Origin of the sequence: Ornithinimicrobium sufpigmenti (assembly GCF_004322775.1) — a bacterium.
GTDB classification, from domain to species: Bacteria; Actinomycetota; Actinomycetes; order Actinomycetales; family Dermatophilaceae; genus Ornithinicoccus; species Ornithinicoccus sufpigmenti.
Genome location: NZ_CP036403.1, coordinates 2,220,719 through 2,236,315 on the forward strand (window position 1 = coordinate 2,220,719; position 15,597 = coordinate 2,236,315).

The 15,597-nt window shown below is 72.4% G+C and carries 15 protein-coding genes; 4 read left to right on the forward strand and 11 right to left on the reverse strand.

What is annotated here, in order from left to right:
* Nucleotides 1-173: 173 nt before the first annotated feature.
* From kal to kdd, 4 genes are read right to left on the reverse strand one after another with little or no spacing between them, the layout of a single operon-like run.
* The gene (kal, locus tag ESZ52_RS10145; protein ID WP_131104839.1) at nucleotides 174-590 is read right to left on the reverse strand and encodes a 3-aminobutyryl-CoA ammonia lyase; all 417 of its coding nucleotides are present in this window, start codon (nucleotides 588-590) and stop codon (nucleotides 174-176) included.
* Nucleotides 587-1,417, reverse strand: coding sequence for a lysine 5,6-aminomutase subunit beta (kamE, locus tag ESZ52_RS10150; RefSeq protein ID WP_202865318.1), 831 nt, complete (start codon nucleotides 1,415-1,417; stop codon nucleotides 587-589). Before kamE ends, kal begins: the two co-directional genes overlap by 4 nt.
* A complete protein-coding gene (gene kamD, locus ESZ52_RS10155) occupies nucleotides 1,414-3,069 on the reverse strand; it encodes a lysine 5,6-aminomutase subunit alpha (protein ID WP_131104840.1) in 1,656 nt (551 codons plus the stop codon). The genes kamE and kamD overlap by 4 nt, the downstream gene beginning before the upstream one ends.
* Before the next feature lie 2 nt (nucleotides 3,070-3,071).
* Entirely contained in the window at nucleotides 3,072-4,169 is a 1,098-nt protein-coding gene (gene kdd / locus ESZ52_RS10160) for an L-erythro-3,5-diaminohexanoate dehydrogenase (RefSeq protein ID WP_131104841.1), read from the reverse strand.
* An 82-nt stretch (nucleotides 4,170-4,251) separates the two neighbouring features.
* Between kdd and ESZ52_RS10165 the strand changes: the two genes are divergently transcribed.
* A complete protein-coding gene (locus ESZ52_RS10165) occupies nucleotides 4,252-5,724 on the forward strand; it encodes a KamA family radical SAM protein (RefSeq protein ID WP_131104842.1) in 1,473 nt (490 codons plus the stop codon).
* A gap of 7 nt (nucleotides 5,725-5,731) precedes the next feature.
* On the opposite strand, the gene ybaK is transcribed toward ESZ52_RS10165, so the two are convergent.
* Nucleotides 5,732-6,229: a Cys-tRNA(Pro) deacylase gene (ybaK, locus tag ESZ52_RS10170; protein WP_131104843.1), complete on the reverse strand. Its 498-nt coding sequence runs from the start codon at nucleotides 6,227-6,229 to the stop codon at nucleotides 5,732-5,734.
* A 163-nt stretch (nucleotides 6,230-6,392) separates the two neighbouring features.
* Between ybaK and ESZ52_RS10175 the strand changes: the two genes are divergently transcribed.
* Nucleotides 6,393-7,472, forward strand: a complete 1,080-nt coding sequence (locus ESZ52_RS10175; protein WP_131104844.1) for a S66 family peptidase — start codon at nucleotides 6,393-6,395, stop codon at nucleotides 7,470-7,472.
* Between the two features lie 107 nt (nucleotides 7,473-7,579).
* Here the strand turns inward: ESZ52_RS10175 and ESZ52_RS10180 are convergent, their stop codons facing one another.
* A complete protein-coding gene (locus tag ESZ52_RS10180; protein WP_131104845.1) occupies nucleotides 7,580-8,050 on the reverse strand; it encodes an Lrp/AsnC family transcriptional regulator in 471 nt (156 codons plus the stop codon).
* 9 nt (nucleotides 8,051-8,059) lie between these two features.
* The gene (locus ESZ52_RS10185) at nucleotides 8,060-8,464 is read right to left on the reverse strand and encodes a hypothetical protein (protein ID WP_131104846.1); all 405 of its coding nucleotides are present in this window, start codon (nucleotides 8,462-8,464) and stop codon (nucleotides 8,060-8,062) included.
* Between the two features lie 37 nt (nucleotides 8,465-8,501).
* Here ESZ52_RS10185 and ESZ52_RS10190 point away from each other — a divergent pair, with 37 nt between their 5' ends.
* Together ESZ52_RS10190 and ESZ52_RS10195 are read left to right on the forward strand one after the other, a co-directional pair.
* On the forward strand, nucleotides 8,502-9,443 hold the full coding sequence (locus ESZ52_RS10190) for a 5'-3' exonuclease (protein WP_131104847.1): 942 nt from the start codon (nucleotides 8,502-8,504) through the stop codon (nucleotides 9,441-9,443).
* Between the two features lie 86 nt (nucleotides 9,444-9,529).
* The gene (locus tag ESZ52_RS10195; RefSeq protein WP_131104848.1) at nucleotides 9,530-10,078 is read left to right on the forward strand and encodes a PH domain-containing protein; all 549 of its coding nucleotides are present in this window, start codon (nucleotides 9,530-9,532) and stop codon (nucleotides 10,076-10,078) included.
* Here ESZ52_RS10195 and ESZ52_RS10200 read toward each other — a convergent pair.
* The 4 genes from ESZ52_RS10200 to tatC all read right to left on the reverse strand — a co-directional run bounded on the left by ESZ52_RS10200 (nucleotide 10,061) and on the right by tatC (nucleotide 15,517).
* Nucleotides 10,061-10,705, reverse strand: coding sequence for a phosphatase PAP2 family protein (locus tag ESZ52_RS10200; protein ID WP_131104849.1), 645 nt, complete (start codon nucleotides 10,703-10,705; stop codon nucleotides 10,061-10,063). The two genes, ESZ52_RS10195 and ESZ52_RS10200, sit on opposite strands and share 18 nt — an antisense overlap.
* 97 nt (nucleotides 10,706-10,802) lie before the next feature.
* Entirely contained in the window at nucleotides 10,803-13,829 is a 3,027-nt protein-coding gene (locus ESZ52_RS10205; RefSeq protein ID WP_131104850.1) for a DEAD/DEAH box helicase, read from the reverse strand.
* A gap of 9 nt (nucleotides 13,830-13,838) precedes the next feature.
* Nucleotides 13,839-14,735, reverse strand: a complete 897-nt coding sequence (locus ESZ52_RS10210; RefSeq protein ID WP_131104851.1) for a diacylglycerol/lipid kinase family protein — start codon at nucleotides 14,733-14,735, stop codon at nucleotides 13,839-13,841.
* The gene (gene tatC / locus ESZ52_RS10215) at nucleotides 14,732-15,517 is read right to left on the reverse strand and encodes a twin-arginine translocase subunit TatC (protein ID WP_131104852.1); all 786 of its coding nucleotides are present in this window, start codon (nucleotides 15,515-15,517) and stop codon (nucleotides 14,732-14,734) included. The genes ESZ52_RS10210 and tatC overlap by 4 nt, the downstream gene beginning before the upstream one ends.
* Between the last annotated feature and the right edge of the window lie 80 nt (nucleotides 15,518-15,597).

The following is a 15,597-nucleotide window of genomic DNA, read 5'->3' on the forward strand; positions in this document are numbered from 1 at the left end:
CGCCGAGGCGTCCTTCGGGGGACTCGTCGAACTTAGGCCGGGCGACCCTCGGGTGTCAACAGCCGCCTGACCTGCGCAGACGCGCGTCGGTGCAGGTCAACGCACGGCCTCGCCGGTGAAGGTGACCATGCCCACAGGCAGGTCCCGGCGTGTCGTCGGCCGACACGCCGACCTCACCTCGAGGGTGGCACCACGACCGTGCCGCGGGCCGTGGTCGCCAGCACCGGGGGGTCCAGGACGTCCGCGGCCGAGCCGCCCCGCTCGGGGTTACCCCGGGCCACGACCCGCACCTGGAAGTCCATCTCCCGGGACCGGCTGCCGACCCGGACGAGTGTCGCCGTGACCTCCAGGCAGTCGCCGGCCCGCACCGGGGCCAGGAACTGCACGTCGGAGTAGGAGGCGAACAGCCCCTCGTCGCCGTCGGTGCGGATGCACAGCTCGGTGGCGACGTCGCCGAACAGGCCCAGGCTGTAGGCGCCGTCCACGAGGTTGCCGGCGTAGTGGGCGTGCGCGTAAGGCACGTAGCGGGCGTGCGTGACGCCCATCCCGACGCGCGCGGGGTGGGCGGCAGGGGTCGGCCGGTCGGTCATGACTTCTCCTTGACGGTCGGGGACTGGGGTCGGCACAGGGCGTGCACGAGGTAGGAGGCGACCTCTGCGGGCGTGGTGCCCTTGCCGAAGATCCGGTCCACGCCGAGCGTGCTCGCCGTCCCCTCCTCGAACCGGGGGCCGCCGGCGATGAGCAGGGGGACCTGCCCGGCCGGATAGGCCTCGCGGAAGGCCGCGGACATCTGGGTGGTGTTGTGGATGTGGGCGTCGCGCTGGGTCACGACCTGGGAGACGAGGACCGCGTCAGCCTCCTCGGCGATGGCGCGCTCGACCAGTTCGGGCACCAGGACCTGGGCACCGAGGTTGACCACGCGGATCTCGGAGTAGGACTCCAGCCCCTTCTCCCCCGCGAAGCCCTTGATGTTGAGGATGGCGTCGATGCCGACCGTGTGCGCGTCGGTGCCGATGCAGGCGCCGACGACCACGAGGGGGCGCCGCAGCGTCCGCTTGATCGCGGAGTTGACGTCCTTGGCGGGCAGCAGGGGGAAGTCCCGCTCCACCACCTGCACCTTGTCCAGCTCGACCAGGTGGGTGACCGAGCCGTAGACCACGAAGAAGGTGTGCGCCGGCCCGATCGCCTTGGCGTGCACGAGCAGCGCCGGCGCCAGGCCCATCTTGCCCGCCAGCTGCAGGGCGGCGCCCTCGGCGCGCTTGTCGTGCGGGACGGGCAGGGTGAAGGACACCTGGACCATCCCGTCCCCGGTCATGTCGCCGTACGGGCGCACCACCGACGGCGCGGTCGGCGCGGTAGCCCCCTGGGGAGCGCTCTCGGTGACGGTTGGCTGCATACCCTGGCTCACCTGGCTCATCGGCCCTCCTCCAGCAGCTCGACCGCGGGGTTGTGGTAGTCCTCGGCGTGGGCGGCCACCCCGTCCAGGCCCTTGCCCTGGTCCGCGGGTCGCTTCATGTGCCCGAAGGTGCCGTCGGCGATGGCCTGCAGCAGCGGCACACCTCGAGCGGTGTCCCCGGCCGGGTCGTCCAGGATCTTCTCCAGCAGGTCGACCGCCTCGCCGAGCACCTGGCGCGCCCGGGTCTGGATGAACCCGTCCGGCGGGGGCCGGAAGTCCTCGGTCAGGCCCCCGGCCGCGCGCTGGACGTAGCGCACGTTCTGCAGGGCCAGGTCGCGGTCGGACAGCCACGGCGTGACGACAGCCTCGGTCATCATCCCGACCAGCAGGATCGACTGACCGGTCATCGCGCCGACCAGGTTGAAGAAGCCGTCGAGCAGGTAGCCCATGAAGATGTCGCCGGTCATGTGCTTGGTCGGCGGCATCCACTTCAGCGGCGCGTCCGGGAAGAGCTGGCGGGCCAGCAGCGCGTGCGCCAGCTCCATCCGGAGGCTCTCGGGCACCTCGGGGTTGATCTCGAAGGCGTGACCCAGGCCCATCAGCTCCTCGGGCAGGCCGGCCTCCTGGGCGAAGTACTCGTTCATCAGCTGGCTCACCGTCACCGTGTGCGCCGCCTCGACCGCGTCCGCGGTCGTGAGGTAGTTGTCCTCGCCGGTGTTGATGATGATCCCGGCGCGGGCGTGCACCTGGCGGGAGAAGCGCTGGTCGACGAAGGTGCGGATCGGGTTGATGTCGCGGAAGAGGATGCCGTACATCGAGTCGTTCAGCATCATGTCCAGCCGCTCCAGGCCGGCCAGCGCCGCGATCTCCGGCATGCACAGGCCGGAGGCGTAGTTGGTGAGCCGCACGTACCGGCCCAGCTCCTTGCTCACCTCGTCCAGGGCGCCGCGCATGAGGCGGAAGTTCTCCTGGGTGGCGTAGGTGCCGGCGAACCCCTCCCGGGTCGCGCCCTCGGGCACGTAGTCCAGCAGCGACTGGCCCGTGGAGCGGATGACCGCGATGACGTCCGCGCCGGCCCGGGCCGCGGCCTGCGCCTGCGGCATGTCCTCGTAGATGTCGCCCGTGGCGACGATGAGGTAGATCCACGGCCGGTGGTCCGGGTCGCCGAGCCGGCCGATGAGCCGGTCGCGGGCCGCGCGCTGGCGGTCGATCCTGGCCAGGCCGGGCCGGACGGCGGCGGTGGCCGCACGGCGGGCGCCCGTGCGCTCACCCTTCTTCTCCGGTATGCGGAAGCGCACCGCCCCTGCCGACGCCTTCTGGGCCAGGGTGAGCAGGTCGGGGGCCTCGTCGCGGCGCAGTGCGTCCCACACCGGGGTGGTGACACCGTGCCCCAGGCCGACCTGGTCCCGGACGGCGTCGACGAGGTGGTTGACCCAGGGCACCCGCTCGTGGTCGGCACCGGCCAGCCCGGCCAGGCGCAGGGTGGCGCGCTCGACCGAGACGGTGGTGTGGCTGCTGGCCAGGTCCACGACCGGCCGACCGAGCCGGGCCGCCAGCTTGCGGGCCTTGCGGACCGTCGACGCGTCCAGCTCCAGCCGGGGCGGTGGCACGGGCCGGGGGGTCGCGGTCGTGCCGCTGGTGCCCAGCTCCACGGGGTTCTTGCGGGCAGCCATGCTCAGGCCTCCACGGGTAGGGGGTGCTCGGCGAGCCGGGTCTGGAACAGGGCCCGGACCTGCGGGTCGGCCCGCACCAGGGTGAGGGCGTAGTCGGCGTGGCCCGGCGTGTAGCCGTTGCCGATGAGCATGGTCACGTCGGCGGCCAGCCCCTCGGCGCCGAGCGCCGCCGCGGCGAAGTTGGTGGCCATGGAGAAGTAGATGACCGTGCCGCCCTGGGCGGTGACCAGCAGGGCCGGCTGCTCGCAGCCCGGGACGTCCACACAGACCACGGTGACGTCGACCGGTCCCCCGGCTTCGCGCACCGCGCGCTCCAGGTCCAGCGGGGAGCGTGCGTCGGCGATGACGACCTCGTCCGCCAGGGCTGAGGTGCGCAGCAGCTGCGCCTCGCGCTCGAACGGCACGACCCCGATCGTGCGGGAGGCGCCGGCGTCGCGGGCGGCGGCCAGCGACAGGGAGCCGGACTTCCCCGCCGCACCCAGCACGGCGACGGAGGGGGCGTGGCCGCGCGCCACATACCCCTGCACGACGGTGCGGGTGAGGGCCGGGGCGCCGCAGACGTCCATCACCATCAGCGCCAGCTCGTCGTCGAGGTCGTCGGGCAGCACCGCGGCGATGGAGCGGCCGAAGAGAATGGCGTGGCCGGCGGCCGGGACACGCTCGGAGAGGCCGTCCCAGCGCTCCAGGCCGTCGGAAAGCGCGAGCGGGGTCAGGGAGAGGGAGACGAGCGTGGCCACGTGGTCCCCCACCTGCAGACCCAGCGTGCTCTCCGGGCCGACCTCCGCGACGGTGCCGATGAGCATGCCGCCGGAGCCGGTCACGGGGTTCTGCATCTTGCCGCGTCCGGCCACGATCGAGAGCACCTCGGCGCGGATCCCCGCGCCGTCCACGGTGCCGTCGGCGTCGGTGTGCTTCTCCCGCAGCTGGCGGTAGGAGGCGGCGTCGAGGTTGAGGACCTCGACGTCGACGCGCACCTCGTCCGGGGCCAGGACGGGTGAGGGGTCGAGCCGCCGCGCCGCCTGGGGCAGGGTGACGTCGGGCCCCGAAGGCTCCAGCACACGGTGGAGCCCGAAGGGTGAATGGCCGGGTACGGCCGTCATCTGTCCTCCTGATCGGATCTTTGGCAAGACATCTTCCTGCAGATGTTCCCTTTTTCGGGAAGATGTCCGTAGCATGCCACGTATGCGTCAGACTACCGAGCAGCCCTACGTGTACGCGCGCCGCGAGCTCATCGAGCCCGACTGGACCCGGTTCCCCGGCTGGGCCGACGTCACCGCCGGGCAGTGGGCGGACGTGCAGTGGCAGCGGGTCAACTGCGTCAAGAACCTCAAGCAGCTGCGCGCCCTCATGGGCGAGCTGCTCACCGAGGAGTTCTACGCCGACCTGGAGAAGGACCAGCAGCTACGGGCCACCATGTCGATGCTGGTGCCGCCGCAGATGATGAACACGATGGTCTCGGAGGTGACCTGGGCCGACGGGCGGATGCCCCGTGCGGGCGCGGAGTTCACCGCCGCGTTCTACGCCGACCCGGTGCGCCGCTACATGCTGCCGGTCTTCTCCGACCGGTTCACCGAGTGGGCCTCCCACCCCTACGCCACCCGCGACTCCCTGCACGAGCACGACATGTGGGTCGCGGAGGGTCTGACGCACCGCTACCCCACCAAGGTGCTGGCCGAGATGCTGCCGACCTGCCCGCAGTACTGCGGGCACTGCACCCGGATGGACCTGGTCGGCAACTCCACGCCCCAGTTCACCAAGCTCAAGCTGGCCGGGAAGCCGGTCGACCGGCATACCGCGATCCTGAACTACCTGCAGCAGAACACGGGCGTGCGTGACGTGGTCGTCTCCGGGGGCGACGTGGCCAACATGCCGTGGAAGAACCTGGAGGGCTGGCTGGACAAGCTGCTCGACATCGACAACATCCGCGACATCCGGCTGGCCACCAAGGCGCTGATGGGGATGCCGCAGCACTGGCTGGCCCCCGAGACCGTGGAGGGCGTGGCCCGGGTCGCGGCCAAGGCCCGCGCGCGCGGCGTCGGCCTGGCGATCCACACCCACGTCAACTCCGCCCAGTCGGTGACGCCGCTGGTCGCCCAGGCCAGCCGCGCGATGCTGGACGCGGGCATCCGCGACGTGCGCAACCAGGGTGTGCTCATGCGCGGGGTCAACGACACCTCCACGCAGCTGCTCGACCTGTGCTTCGCGCTGGCCGACGACGCGATGATCACGCCCTACTACTTCTACATGTGCGACATGATCCCGTTCAGCGAGCACTGGCGGGTCTCGCTGTCGCACGCCCAGCACCTGCAGCACTCGATCCTGGGCTACCTGCCCGGCTTCGCCACCCCGCGGATCGTCTGCGACGTGCCGTTCGTCGGCAAGCGCTGGGTGCACCAGGTCGACACCTACGATACCGAGCGCGGCATCTCCTACTGGCGCAAGAACTACCGCACCTCGATCGAGTCCGAGGACGTCGACGTCAGCAGCGCCGAGTACGTCTACTACGACCCGATCGACACCCTGCCCGCCAGCGGCCAGGAGTGGTGGCGCCAGCACGCCGCGGAGCTCGACGGCCAGGACGCCGCCGCACAGGAGGAGAGGGCGGTCGCTGCGGCCGCCGCCTCGCGGCAGGCGTCGGTGGACCAGCTGGCCTGACCGGCGCTCACCCGCGCCGGGCGACCGGTCCTGTCCGGCCGCGGGTGACCGCGAGCAGGTCCTGCGGCGAGAGCTCGAGGTCCAGGCCGCGTTTGCCGCCGCTGACCAGCACCGTGTCATGGCTCAGGGCGGAGTCGTCGAGCACGGTGGGCAGCGCCTTCTTCTGCCCGACCGGGCTGATCCCGCCCACCACGTAGCCGGTGGTGCGCTCGGCGGTCTTCGGGTCCGCCATGGTCGCCTTCTTGGCGCCCACGGCAGCCGCGACCGCCTTGAGGTCCAGGGTGGTGTCCACCGGCACGATCCCCACCGCGAGGCCACGGTCGGTGTCGACCAGCAGCGTCTTGAACACGCGCGCCGGCTCCACCCCCAGTGCCTCCGCGGCCTCCAGCCCGTAGGACGGGGCGGCCGGGTCGTGCTGGTAGGGACGCGCCTGGTAGGCGATCCCTGCCCTGTCCAGGGCCACGGTCGCCGGCGTCCCGCCTCCGCTCCGACTCTTCCTCGCCACCGCCACAGGGTATGCCGTCGCCGCTGCGACCTGCTCGTGGCGGGACGCACCCTTGTTGCGACCTGCTCGTGGCGAGACGCACGCTCGGGCGGGCGACCCGCCGCAGAGCGCCTAGGCCCTGTGCAGACACGCCGGGACCGGGGCGCGGTCATAGGCTGCGGGCATGCAGCTGCGCTCCCCCGCTCCCCTGCGTCCCGGCGACGTCGTCGGGGTGACCAGCCCGTCCAGCGGTGTTGACGATCGCCTCCGGCCGCGGCTCGAGGTCGCGGTGGACGCCGTGCGCCGGCGGGGCTTCGAGGTCGAGGTCGGCGACTGCATGGAGGGCTCCTCGCACGTCAGCGCGCCGGCCGAGGAACGGGCCGCGGAGCTGGAGCGGATGCTGCTGGACCCGCGCATCCGGGCGGTCGTGCCGCCCTGGGGCGGGGAGACCGCGATCGACCTGGTGGGGCGCCTGGGCTGGGACCGCCTGGCCCAGGCCGAGCCGACCTGGATGGTGGGCTTCTCCGACCTGGCCACGCTCATCACGCCGCTGACCCTGCTCACCGGGTGGGCCAGCATCCACGGCAGCAACCTCATGGACACGCCGTACCGGGTCCCCGACGGACTCGTGGGCTGGCTGGACATCGTCAGCCTCGAGCCGGGCACCACCTTGACCCAGACCTCGCCCAGGGCATGGCGGAAGGGCCTCGTGGACTACGTCGCGCACCCCGGGGTGGACCGCTACGAGCTGGACCAGGCGGGGTCGTGGCGTCGGCTCGACGGGGGTCCGGACAGTCTGGGTGGCACGGCCGCCGCCGCGAGAGGCGGTGGGGTCGTCGGTCCGAGCGACAGCGTGGAGGTGAGTGGCCGGTTGATCGGCGGATGTCTGGAGACCCTGGCACCTTTGAGCGGCACGCCGTACCTGGACACCGGCCGGCTCGCCGCGCTCGGGGATCCGCTCATCGTCTACGTCGAGGTCGCCGAGGCCGACGCCTTCCAGGCCTGCCGTCTCCTGCACGGGATGCGGCTCGCCGGGTTCTTCGAGCACGCCGCCGCGGTGCTGGTGGGGCGGACCGCCGCCCCCGACTCACCGACGCTCACCCAGGACGAGGCGGTGCTCGACGCGCTCGGCGAGCTGGGCGTGCCGATCCTGGCCGACGTCGAGTGCGGGCACGTCGCCCCGCACCTGCCGTTGGTCAACGGCGCGCTGGCGACCGTGCGGCATACCCCTGAGGTGTCGAGCGTCACGCAGACCTTGGCGTGAGGCGGCCCTGCTGCCGGGCATGCCGGGCATGCCGGGCATGCCGGTAGGCGGGTCCAGCAGCCAGCTGCGTCGGACGACGTCGTGGGCCTCAGGCCACCAGCCGCACGTCAGATGACGTAGTCCTCCGTGGGCAGCCGGCCCAGGCGGTCCTCCCAGGGCGTGGACAGCACGATCGTGGTGTTCGTGGCGACCGAGGCCTGCTGCCGGATGCGGGCGAAGAGCTCCTCGAGGTCCTGGGGACGGCCCACGCGGATGAGCAGGACGTAGTTCTCGTCCCCCGCGACCGACCAGCAGGCGACGATCTCCTCGATGTCGTTGAGGCGCTCGGGCACGTCGTCCTCGGCCGCCGGGTCGAAGGGGGTGACGGACATCAGCGCCGTCAGCGGCAGGCCGACCTTGGTGTAGTCGACGACCGCACGGTAGCCGGTGATGATCCCCCGCTCCTCCAGACGCTTGACCCGCTGGTGCACGGCCGAGGTGGACAGCCCGACGCGGCGGCCCAGGTCGGCGAAGCTGATTCGCCCCTCCTCGGCCAGCACCTGGACGATGTGACGGTCGAGCGGCTCGAGGACGGACATGGGCCCAGCCTAGTGGCGTCGTCCGGCGGCGACGGCCGGCTCTCGCGCCGCCGACGACTCCTGGCGCCGGAGCCAGAACGCCACCGCCACGGCCGCGACCGTCAGCACCAGCGCAGGCAGGAACCAGACCGGCAGCGGCGCCGGGGCCGCCACGAAGGCAACGGCAAAGACGACCAGCCCCGCCGCGGCGAGCCCCACCCGGCGCGGGAGAGCGAGCGCCACCAGCAGCCCTCCGGCCACCATCACCGTGGGCAGGGAGAGCTGGAGCACCTGCTCCCAGGCGACCCCGCCCGGTCGGTCCAGCGGGTTCTCGTCGCGCGCGTCGTCCCACAGCGGACCGAAGAGCAGGACCGCCGCCGTGAGGACGGTCAGCGCGAGCGCCACCCAGGGCAGGCGACGGAGGAGGACGGGCACCCCGTCAGGCTAACGCCCGGGACTACGCTGGAGCGCCATGAGCCAGACCTCCGCGCCGCGCCTGCTCCTGCTGGACACGGCCAGCCTCTACTTCCGGGCCTTCTTCGGCGTCAAGGATCAGCGCCCCGCGCCGGACGGGACGCCCACCAACGCCATCCGCGGCCTGCTGGACATGATCGCCACGCTCACCACCCGGTTCTCCCCCACCCACCTGGCCTGCTGCTGGGACGACGACTGGCGACCCCAGTTCAGGGTCGACGCGATCCCGTCCTACAAGGCGCACCGTCTGGTCGAGGGGTCGCAGGACAAGGAGGAGGCTCCACCTGAGCTCGAGGTGCAGGTGCCGATCCTGCGCCAGGTCCTGGAGTCGGTGGGTCTGCCGGTCCTGGGCTCCCCCGGGTACGAGGCCGACGACGTCATCGGCACCCTCACCGCGACCCATCATGGTCAGCTGCCGATCGGGGTGGTGACCGGTGACCGGGACCTCTTCCAGCTGGTCGACGACGCCGCGGACGTCAGCGTCATCTACACCGCCAAGGCCGGCGTCCGCGACGCGGAGGTCATCACCGAGGCCGACCTGCAGTCCCGGTACGGCGTCCCGACCGGGGTGGCGTATGCCGAGATGGCCATGCTGCGGGGTGACACCAGCGACGGGCTGCCCGGCGTCAAGGGCATCGGGGAGAAGACGGCCGCGCAGCTGCTCGCCGACTACGGGAGCCTCGCGGCGCTGCGTGCCGCGGTCGACGCCGGCGACCCCCGGCTCAAGGGTGCCCGGCGCGCCAACCTGGAGGCCGGCGCGGCATACCTCGACGTAGCGCCGCGCGTGGTGCTGGTCGCGCCCGACGCGCCGCTGCCCGACGTGCCGCTCACCCTGCCGCGCGAGGTCGCCGACCCGGAGACCCTGCACCGGCTCATCGAGGCCTACGACATCGGCAACCCCGTCTCCCGCCTGCTCACCGCGCTGGGCATCCGCCCCTGAGGGAGCTCCACGGTGCCCACGACGGCGAGGTCCCCGATGTCCCCGATGTCCACAACGGGCGGTGGTCCGGGTGCCATGATGCGGCCATGGCACTGAAGGACCGCAACCTCGCCGACGGCGAGCAGGTCATCCTCAATCTGCGTACGCACGTGAAGGCCATCCTGCGGCCCGTGCTGGTCGCCCTGCTGCTGGTCGTCGTCCTCGTCGCCCTGTGGTGGTTCCTGCGCGGGGAGGACTACTACCCCCTCGTGATGTGGGTCGCCGGCGCCGTGGCGCTCGGGCTCGCGGTCTGGCTGGTCGCGCTGCCGATCCTGGAGTGGAACGCCGAGCGCTACGTCATCACCAACCGGCGGGTCGCCCACCGCACCAGCATCCTCAACCGCAAGGGGCGCGACATCCCCCTGCACCGGGTCAACGACATCTCTATGGAGAAGAGCCTGCTGGACCGGATGTTCGGCTGCGGGACGCTGGTCATCTCCGACGCCACCCAGCAGCAGGGCATGGTGCTGCATGACATCCCCCAGGTCGAGAGCGTCCAGGTGCGGCTGCACAACCTGCTCTACGACGCGGACGACGGCTCGGACGACGGGGAGCACCCGCCCAACGAGCCGCCGCGCTCACGCGGGCGCCGCTGAGCGCAGACCCCTGCCGGCCGGGGCCCCATCCCGCCCCCGACCCTGCACGAGCAGCCCGGCGCCCCACGCGGCCAGCGCCAGGGCGGCCGAGGCCAGCACGTCGCTCGGTCGGTGGTAGCTGAGGACGACGACCATCGCTCCCATGAGGGCGGTGGCACCGGTGCCCACCAGCAGGACCAGCCCGCGCCAGGCCACCGGCAGCACCAGCACCAGGGCCACCGTGAGGGCCGCGACGGCTGCGGTGTGCCCGCTCGGCAGGGAGTTGGGCATCGGCCACGGGTCGGCCAGCTGCGGGCGCGGCAGCGTCGCCTTGAGGACCTGCGGCCCGAGCAGGCACACCGACACCGCGACTGCCGCACCCAGCGCGACGCGCCAGTGCCGCAGCAGACCGGTGAGACACGCCATACCGCACAGCAGCACCATCCGGGTGGGGCCCAGCTCCGCGACGATGACCTCCGCGACGCGTCGGAGTCCGGGCCGGGCGGAGGCCCGGTCCATCACCGCGGTGTCCCAGGCCTGACCGGTCGTGCTGAGCACGAAGACGACGTAGAGGCCGAGCACCCCGAGGGCGCCCACGGTGATGAGGGCCCAGGGCAGCACGGGTGGCGGACGGTCACGGTCGGGCATGGCCGGATCAGGATAGACGCGCGGGCTGGGTCGACGGCTGAGGGCGGCAGGGAGCGGCACAGAGCAGCGGGGGCAGCAGCGGGCAGCGGGTATGCCGTCAGTCGAGCCGGTCGGCCGCCACCACGCCGCGCATGACCGCGTCGGAGGCCCTCCGCGCGGTCCGCGCCAGGTCCCCGTCAGCCGCCTGCGCGATCTGCCCGAGCAGGTCGACGACCTGCTTGGCGCGCCGCACGAAGTCGCCGGCGGACAGGTCGCCGCCGCGGAGCACCTCGTCCAGCCCACGGCCGGAGGCCCACCGGTGCACCATCCAGGTGATCCCGGGGTCGAGCTCCCGGTCGCCGGTGAGGTCGTGCTCGCGCTTGGCGTCCTGGACCTCGCGCCAGATCGCCGCCATCTCGCCGAGCGCCTCGGCCACCTCGACGCTGGGGACCGGGGGCTCGGCGGTCTCGTCGCCGCGGGCCTCGTGGATGATCGCCGAGACGACCGAGGCGAGGTCGGCCGGGGTGAGCCGGTCCCACGCGCCGCGCCGGATGGACTCGGCCACGACGAGGTCGAGCTCGGTGTAGATGCGCCGCAGCCGCCCGCCCTCGGGCGTCACCTGCTGACCGTCCGGCGTCAGGTAGCCCAGGCTGGCCAGCAGGTCACAGATCCGCTCGAAGGTCTTGGCGACGGTGTTGGTGCGGTGCGCCACCCGCCGCTGCAGGTCGTCGGTCTCCTTGCGCAGCTGCCACCAGCGGGCCGCCCAGCGGGCGTGGTCCTCGCGGTCGGGGCAGCTGTGGCAGGGGTGGGCCTTCATCTGGGTCCGCAGCTCCTCGACCTGCGTGGTGATGTTGCTGCGCGCGTGTCCTGATGCGCCTTCCGCCGTGTCCTGTGCGGCGCTTCCACGTGTCCTGTCGGAGCGGGAGCCGGCGGGGCCGGGATAGGGGTCGTCGTGGACGGTGCTGCGCAGGGCCGAGGCGAGGTCCTTGCGGGCCTTGGGGCTGCGCGGGTTGAAGTGGCCGGGGATGCGCAGCGTGCCGATCACCTCGGGCACGTCCCGGAAGCCGGCGATGCCGAGCCGCTGCAGGCTGCCGTTGGAGGTGATGACGCTCAGCTCGGGGGCTGCCGAGCGGCCCTTCGGGCTGCGCAGCACCACGGCCATCGAGCCCTTGCGGCCCCCGTCGAGCTGGATCACCTGGCCCGGCTCCAGCTCCTCCATCGCCTGGGCGATGTCGGAGCGCCGCTCGGCCTGGCGGCGGCGGGCCTGCTTCTTCTCCAGCTCGGACAGCTCGTTGCGCAGGCGGCCGTACTCGCGGAAGTCGCCCCGGTCGCACGCCATCGCCTCGGCATACCCCTCCAGGGCGGTGAGGTTGTCCCGGACCTGGGTGGTCAGCCCGACCACGGACCGGTCGGCCTGGAACTGGGCGAAGGAGGACTGCAGCAGCTCGTGGGCCCGGTCCCGGCCGTACTGCGCGACGAGGTTGACGGCCATGTTGGAGCTGGGCCGGAAGGAGCTGCGCAACGGGTAGGTCCGGGTGGAGGCCAGCCCGGCGACGTCCATGGGGTCCATCCCGCGCCGCCAGAGCACGACGGCGTGACCCTCGATGTCGATGCCGCGGCGGCCGGCGCGGCCGGTCAGCTGGGTGTACTCCGCGGGGGTCACGGGTGCGTGGGTCTCGCCGTTGAACTTCACCAGCTTCTCCAGCACCACGGTGCGGGCCGGCATGTTGATGCCCAGGGCCAGGGTCTCGGTCGCGAAGACGGCCCGGACCCGGCCGGCCGTGAACAGCTCCTCCACGATCTCCCGGAACAGCGGCAGCATCCCGGCGTGGTGCGCGGCATACCCGCGGGAGAGGCCCTCGACGAAGTCGTGGTAGCCCAGCACCCCCAGGTCGCGCGGGTCCACCGCGGCGGCCTGGACCCGGCGGGTGACCAGGTCGCGGACCGCGACGCTCTCCTCGTCGGAGATCAGCCGCATGCCCCGGCCGAGCAGCTGCTGGACGGCAGCGTCGCAGCCGGCGCGGCTGAAGATGAAGGTGATGGCCGGCAGCAGACCCTCGCGCTCCAGCCGCTCGATCACCTGGGTGCGGCTGGCCACCCCGCCCGGGAGCGCCCCGCCAGCAGGGACGGCACCGTTGTCACCCTGGTCAGGACGGTAGCCGCGGGCGTCGGAGTAGCCGCGGGAGCGGTCCGAGCGTCCGCCCCTGCCGACCTCACGCGAGTCGCGTCCTCCCCGCCCACGACCCCCGCCGCCGCGGCCCCCGCGCCCACCACCGGGACCTCCGTCGCGACCCCCACGCTGGCCTCCGCGCGGCTCGCCACGACGACCCCGAGGACCCCCTTCGTCGCCCCGTCGCCAGCCGCCGGACTGGGCGGCCCGCTCGGCCGAGGTGATCCGCTGTAGCAGCTCGGGGTTCACCCGCGTGGTGCCGCCCACGTCCGCGGTGCCGCCTCCGGAGCCGTCCGTGACGAAGAGGTCGAAGAGCTGCTGGCCGACCATCATGTGCTGCCACAGCGGCACGGGCCGGTGCTCGGAGACGATCACCCTGGTGTCGTCCCCCCGGACCGTGCGCAGCCAGTCGCCGAACTCCTCGGCGTTGCTCACCGTGGCCGACAGCGAGATCACCTGCACCGACGGGGGCAGGTGGATGATGACCTCCTCCCACACCGCCCCCCGCCAGCGGTCCGCGAGGTAGTGCACCTCGTCCATGACCACGAAACCCAGGTTGGTCAGGGTCGGCGACGAGGAGTACATCATGTTGCGCAGCACCTCGGTGGTCATCACCACCACCGGTGCCTCGCCGTTGATCGAGGCGTCTCCCGTGAGCAGCCCCACGTTGGCCGGCCCGTGCCGGGCCACCAGGTCGTGGTACTTCTGGTTGGACAGGGCCTTGATCGGGGTGGTGTAGAACGTCTTGCGCCCGGTCTCCAGGCCGAGGGCCACCGCGAACTCCCCCACGACCGTCTTGCCCGCCCCGGTGGGTGCGGCGACGAGGACTCCGTGGCCGCCCTGGACGGCCTTGATCGCGGTCAGCTGGAAGTCGTCCAGCTCGAAGCTCAGGGAGCCGGTGAAGCGGCCGGCCGCGGTGGACTCCCAGGCGGCGCGGGTGCGTGCAGCGGCATAGCGTTCGGCCGGGGAGGACATACCGGAAGGCTACGTCAGCGCGGGCGCGACCACTCGCAGGATCGACGGAACGACCTGCACCGTCAGCGGCAGCGGAGCCAGCGGCTCCCCGTCACCCTGGGCGACGATGTCGGCGGGGCCCTCGATCCGCACCTGCCGCGCCCGGGTGACGCTCACCGCCGGGTGCTCGGCCAGCCGACCGGCCCGCACCGCGCGCAGCAGCTGCACCGCCTGGCTGGGCGGCACAGGGCGGATGACCACCAGGTCCAGGAGTCCGTCGGCCGGGTCTGCCTCCGGGCAGATGTGCAGCCCCCCGCCGACGTAGGGCATGTTGGCCGGCACGACGACCAGGGTCTCCAGGGCCTGTGGCGCCCCGTCCACCGTGAGGACGTAGTGCAGCGGCGGTTGGCGGCGCAGCAGGGCGATCTCCACCAGCGCCGAGAGGGTGTAGGTCATCCCGCCCAGGACCCGCGGCCACCGGTTCGCCCGGTCCGAGATCCGCGCGTCGAGGGCGGAGGTGACCGAGGAGAGCACGTGCCGGTCGAGCTCGGGCAGGTGGAGGGTGTCGACGCGTCGCCGCCCGTCGGCGAGCAGCACCTCCAGGGCATGAGCGCCGCGCCGGATGCCCAGGGAGCGGGCGTTGTCGTTGCCGGTCCCCGCAGGCAGGATCGCGACCGCGGTCGAGGTATCCGCGCAGAGGTCCGCCGCCATGCTGACCACGCCGTCACCCCCGACCGCGACGAGGACGTCGATCCCGTCGGCGACCAGCGAGGCGCAGGCGGCCCGGGCCTGGGCCAGCGAGCCGGCCACGACCTCGGTCACCTCGTGCCCGGCGGCCCGCAGCGCGTCGACGGCCTGCTCCCCCACCCGGGCACCCGACCCGCCCGGTCCCCTCCTGCGCCGTCCGTGGGCGACGGCATACCTCATCGCAGCGGGGTTGCCTGGTCCGGGGTCAGGTCCCGGTACCGGTCGCCGGCGTCGTCGCCGCGGCGGCGCCGCAGCCGCTCCATGGCGAAGGCCATCGCGACCGCGCACCAGTAGAGCAGGAACACCGGCGCGGCCATGGCCAGCATGCTGACCGCACTGGGGTCCGGCGTCATGATCGCGGAGAAGACGAGGATGCCGAAGAGGGTGATCCGCCAACCCTTGAGCATGGTCCGGGCCGGCAGGATACCGATCTGGTTGAGCGCCAACAGCACGACCGGCAGCAGGAAGGCCAGCCCGAAGGCCAGGCAGAAGTAGAGCACCACGTTGAGGTAGTCCGGGGCGCTCATGATGTTGGTGAAGCTGGCCGGCGCGAAGCTCAGCAGGATCGCGTAGAGGCGGGGAAAGGTGAAGGCGGCCATGGCGGCACCGGCGAAGAAGAGCGGGATGGCGAAGAAGAAGTAGCCGAGCGCGATCTTCTTCTCCTTCGGCGTCAGCCCGGGCAGGAGGAAGGCCCACGTCTGCCAGAGCCAGATCGGGCTGGCCGCCAGGATGCCGGTGAAGATCGAGACCCGCAGCTGCAGGGCGAACGCACCGGTGATGCTGTCGAAGTTGAGGGTGACGATGCGCTGGCCGTCGGCGTCGCGGACGTTCTCCACGGGCGCGCTGATGAAGTCGATGATCGGGTCGTACCAGTACCACCCCAGCACCGAGAGCGCCGCGATCGCCAGCACCGAGAGGATGACCCGGTTGCGCAGCTCGCGGAAGTGCTCGGCGAGCGACATCCGTCCCTCAGGATGTCGGCGTCGTCCTCGGGTGGGGGCCACGTCGGGGTATGCGGTGCGGGTCTGCCGGTGGGCTGGGG

Coding starts and splice junctions, on each gene's coding strand:
- kal (WP_131104839.1), bottom strand. CDS start 590: ATGACCGACCGGCCGACCCCTGCCGCCCACCCCGCGCGCGTCGGGATG.
- kamE (WP_202865318.1), bottom strand. CDS start 1,417: ATGAGCCAGGTGAGCCAGGGTATGCAGCCAACCGTCACCGAGAGCGCT.
- kamD (WP_131104840.1), bottom strand. CDS start 3,069: ATGGCTGCCCGCAAGAACCCCGTGGAGCTGGGCACCAGCGGCACGACC.
- kdd (WP_131104841.1), bottom strand. CDS start 4,169: ATGACGGCCGTACCCGGCCATTCACCCTTCGGGCTCCACCGTGTGCTG.
- ESZ52_RS10165 (WP_131104842.1), top strand. CDS start 4,252: ATGCGTCAGACTACCGAGCAGCCCTACGTGTACGCGCGCCGCGAGCTC.
- ESZ52_RS10175 (WP_131104844.1), top strand. CDS start 6,393: ATGCAGCTGCGCTCCCCCGCTCCCCTGCGTCCCGGCGACGTCGTCGGG.
- ESZ52_RS10180 (WP_131104845.1), bottom strand. CDS start 8,050: ATGTCCGTCCTCGAGCCGCTCGACCGTCACATCGTCCAGGTGCTGGCC.
- ESZ52_RS10190 (WP_131104847.1), top strand. CDS start 8,502: ATGAGCCAGACCTCCGCGCCGCGCCTGCTCCTGCTGGACACGGCCAGC.
- ESZ52_RS10195 (WP_131104848.1), top strand. CDS start 9,530: ATGGCACTGAAGGACCGCAACCTCGCCGACGGCGAGCAGGTCATCCTC.
- ESZ52_RS10200 (WP_131104849.1), bottom strand. CDS start 10,705: ATGCCCGACCGTGACCGTCCGCCACCCGTGCTGCCCTGGGCCCTCATC.
- ESZ52_RS10205 (WP_131104850.1), bottom strand. CDS start 13,829: ATGTCCTCCCCGGCCGAACGCTATGCCGCTGCACGCACCCGCGCCGCC.
- ESZ52_RS10210 (WP_131104851.1), bottom strand. CDS start 14,735: ATGAGGTATGCCGTCGCCCACGGACGGCGCAGGAGGGGACCGGGCGGG.
- tatC (WP_131104852.1), bottom strand. CDS start 15,517: ATGTCGCTCGCCGAGCACTTCCGCGAGCTGCGCAACCGGGTCATCCTC.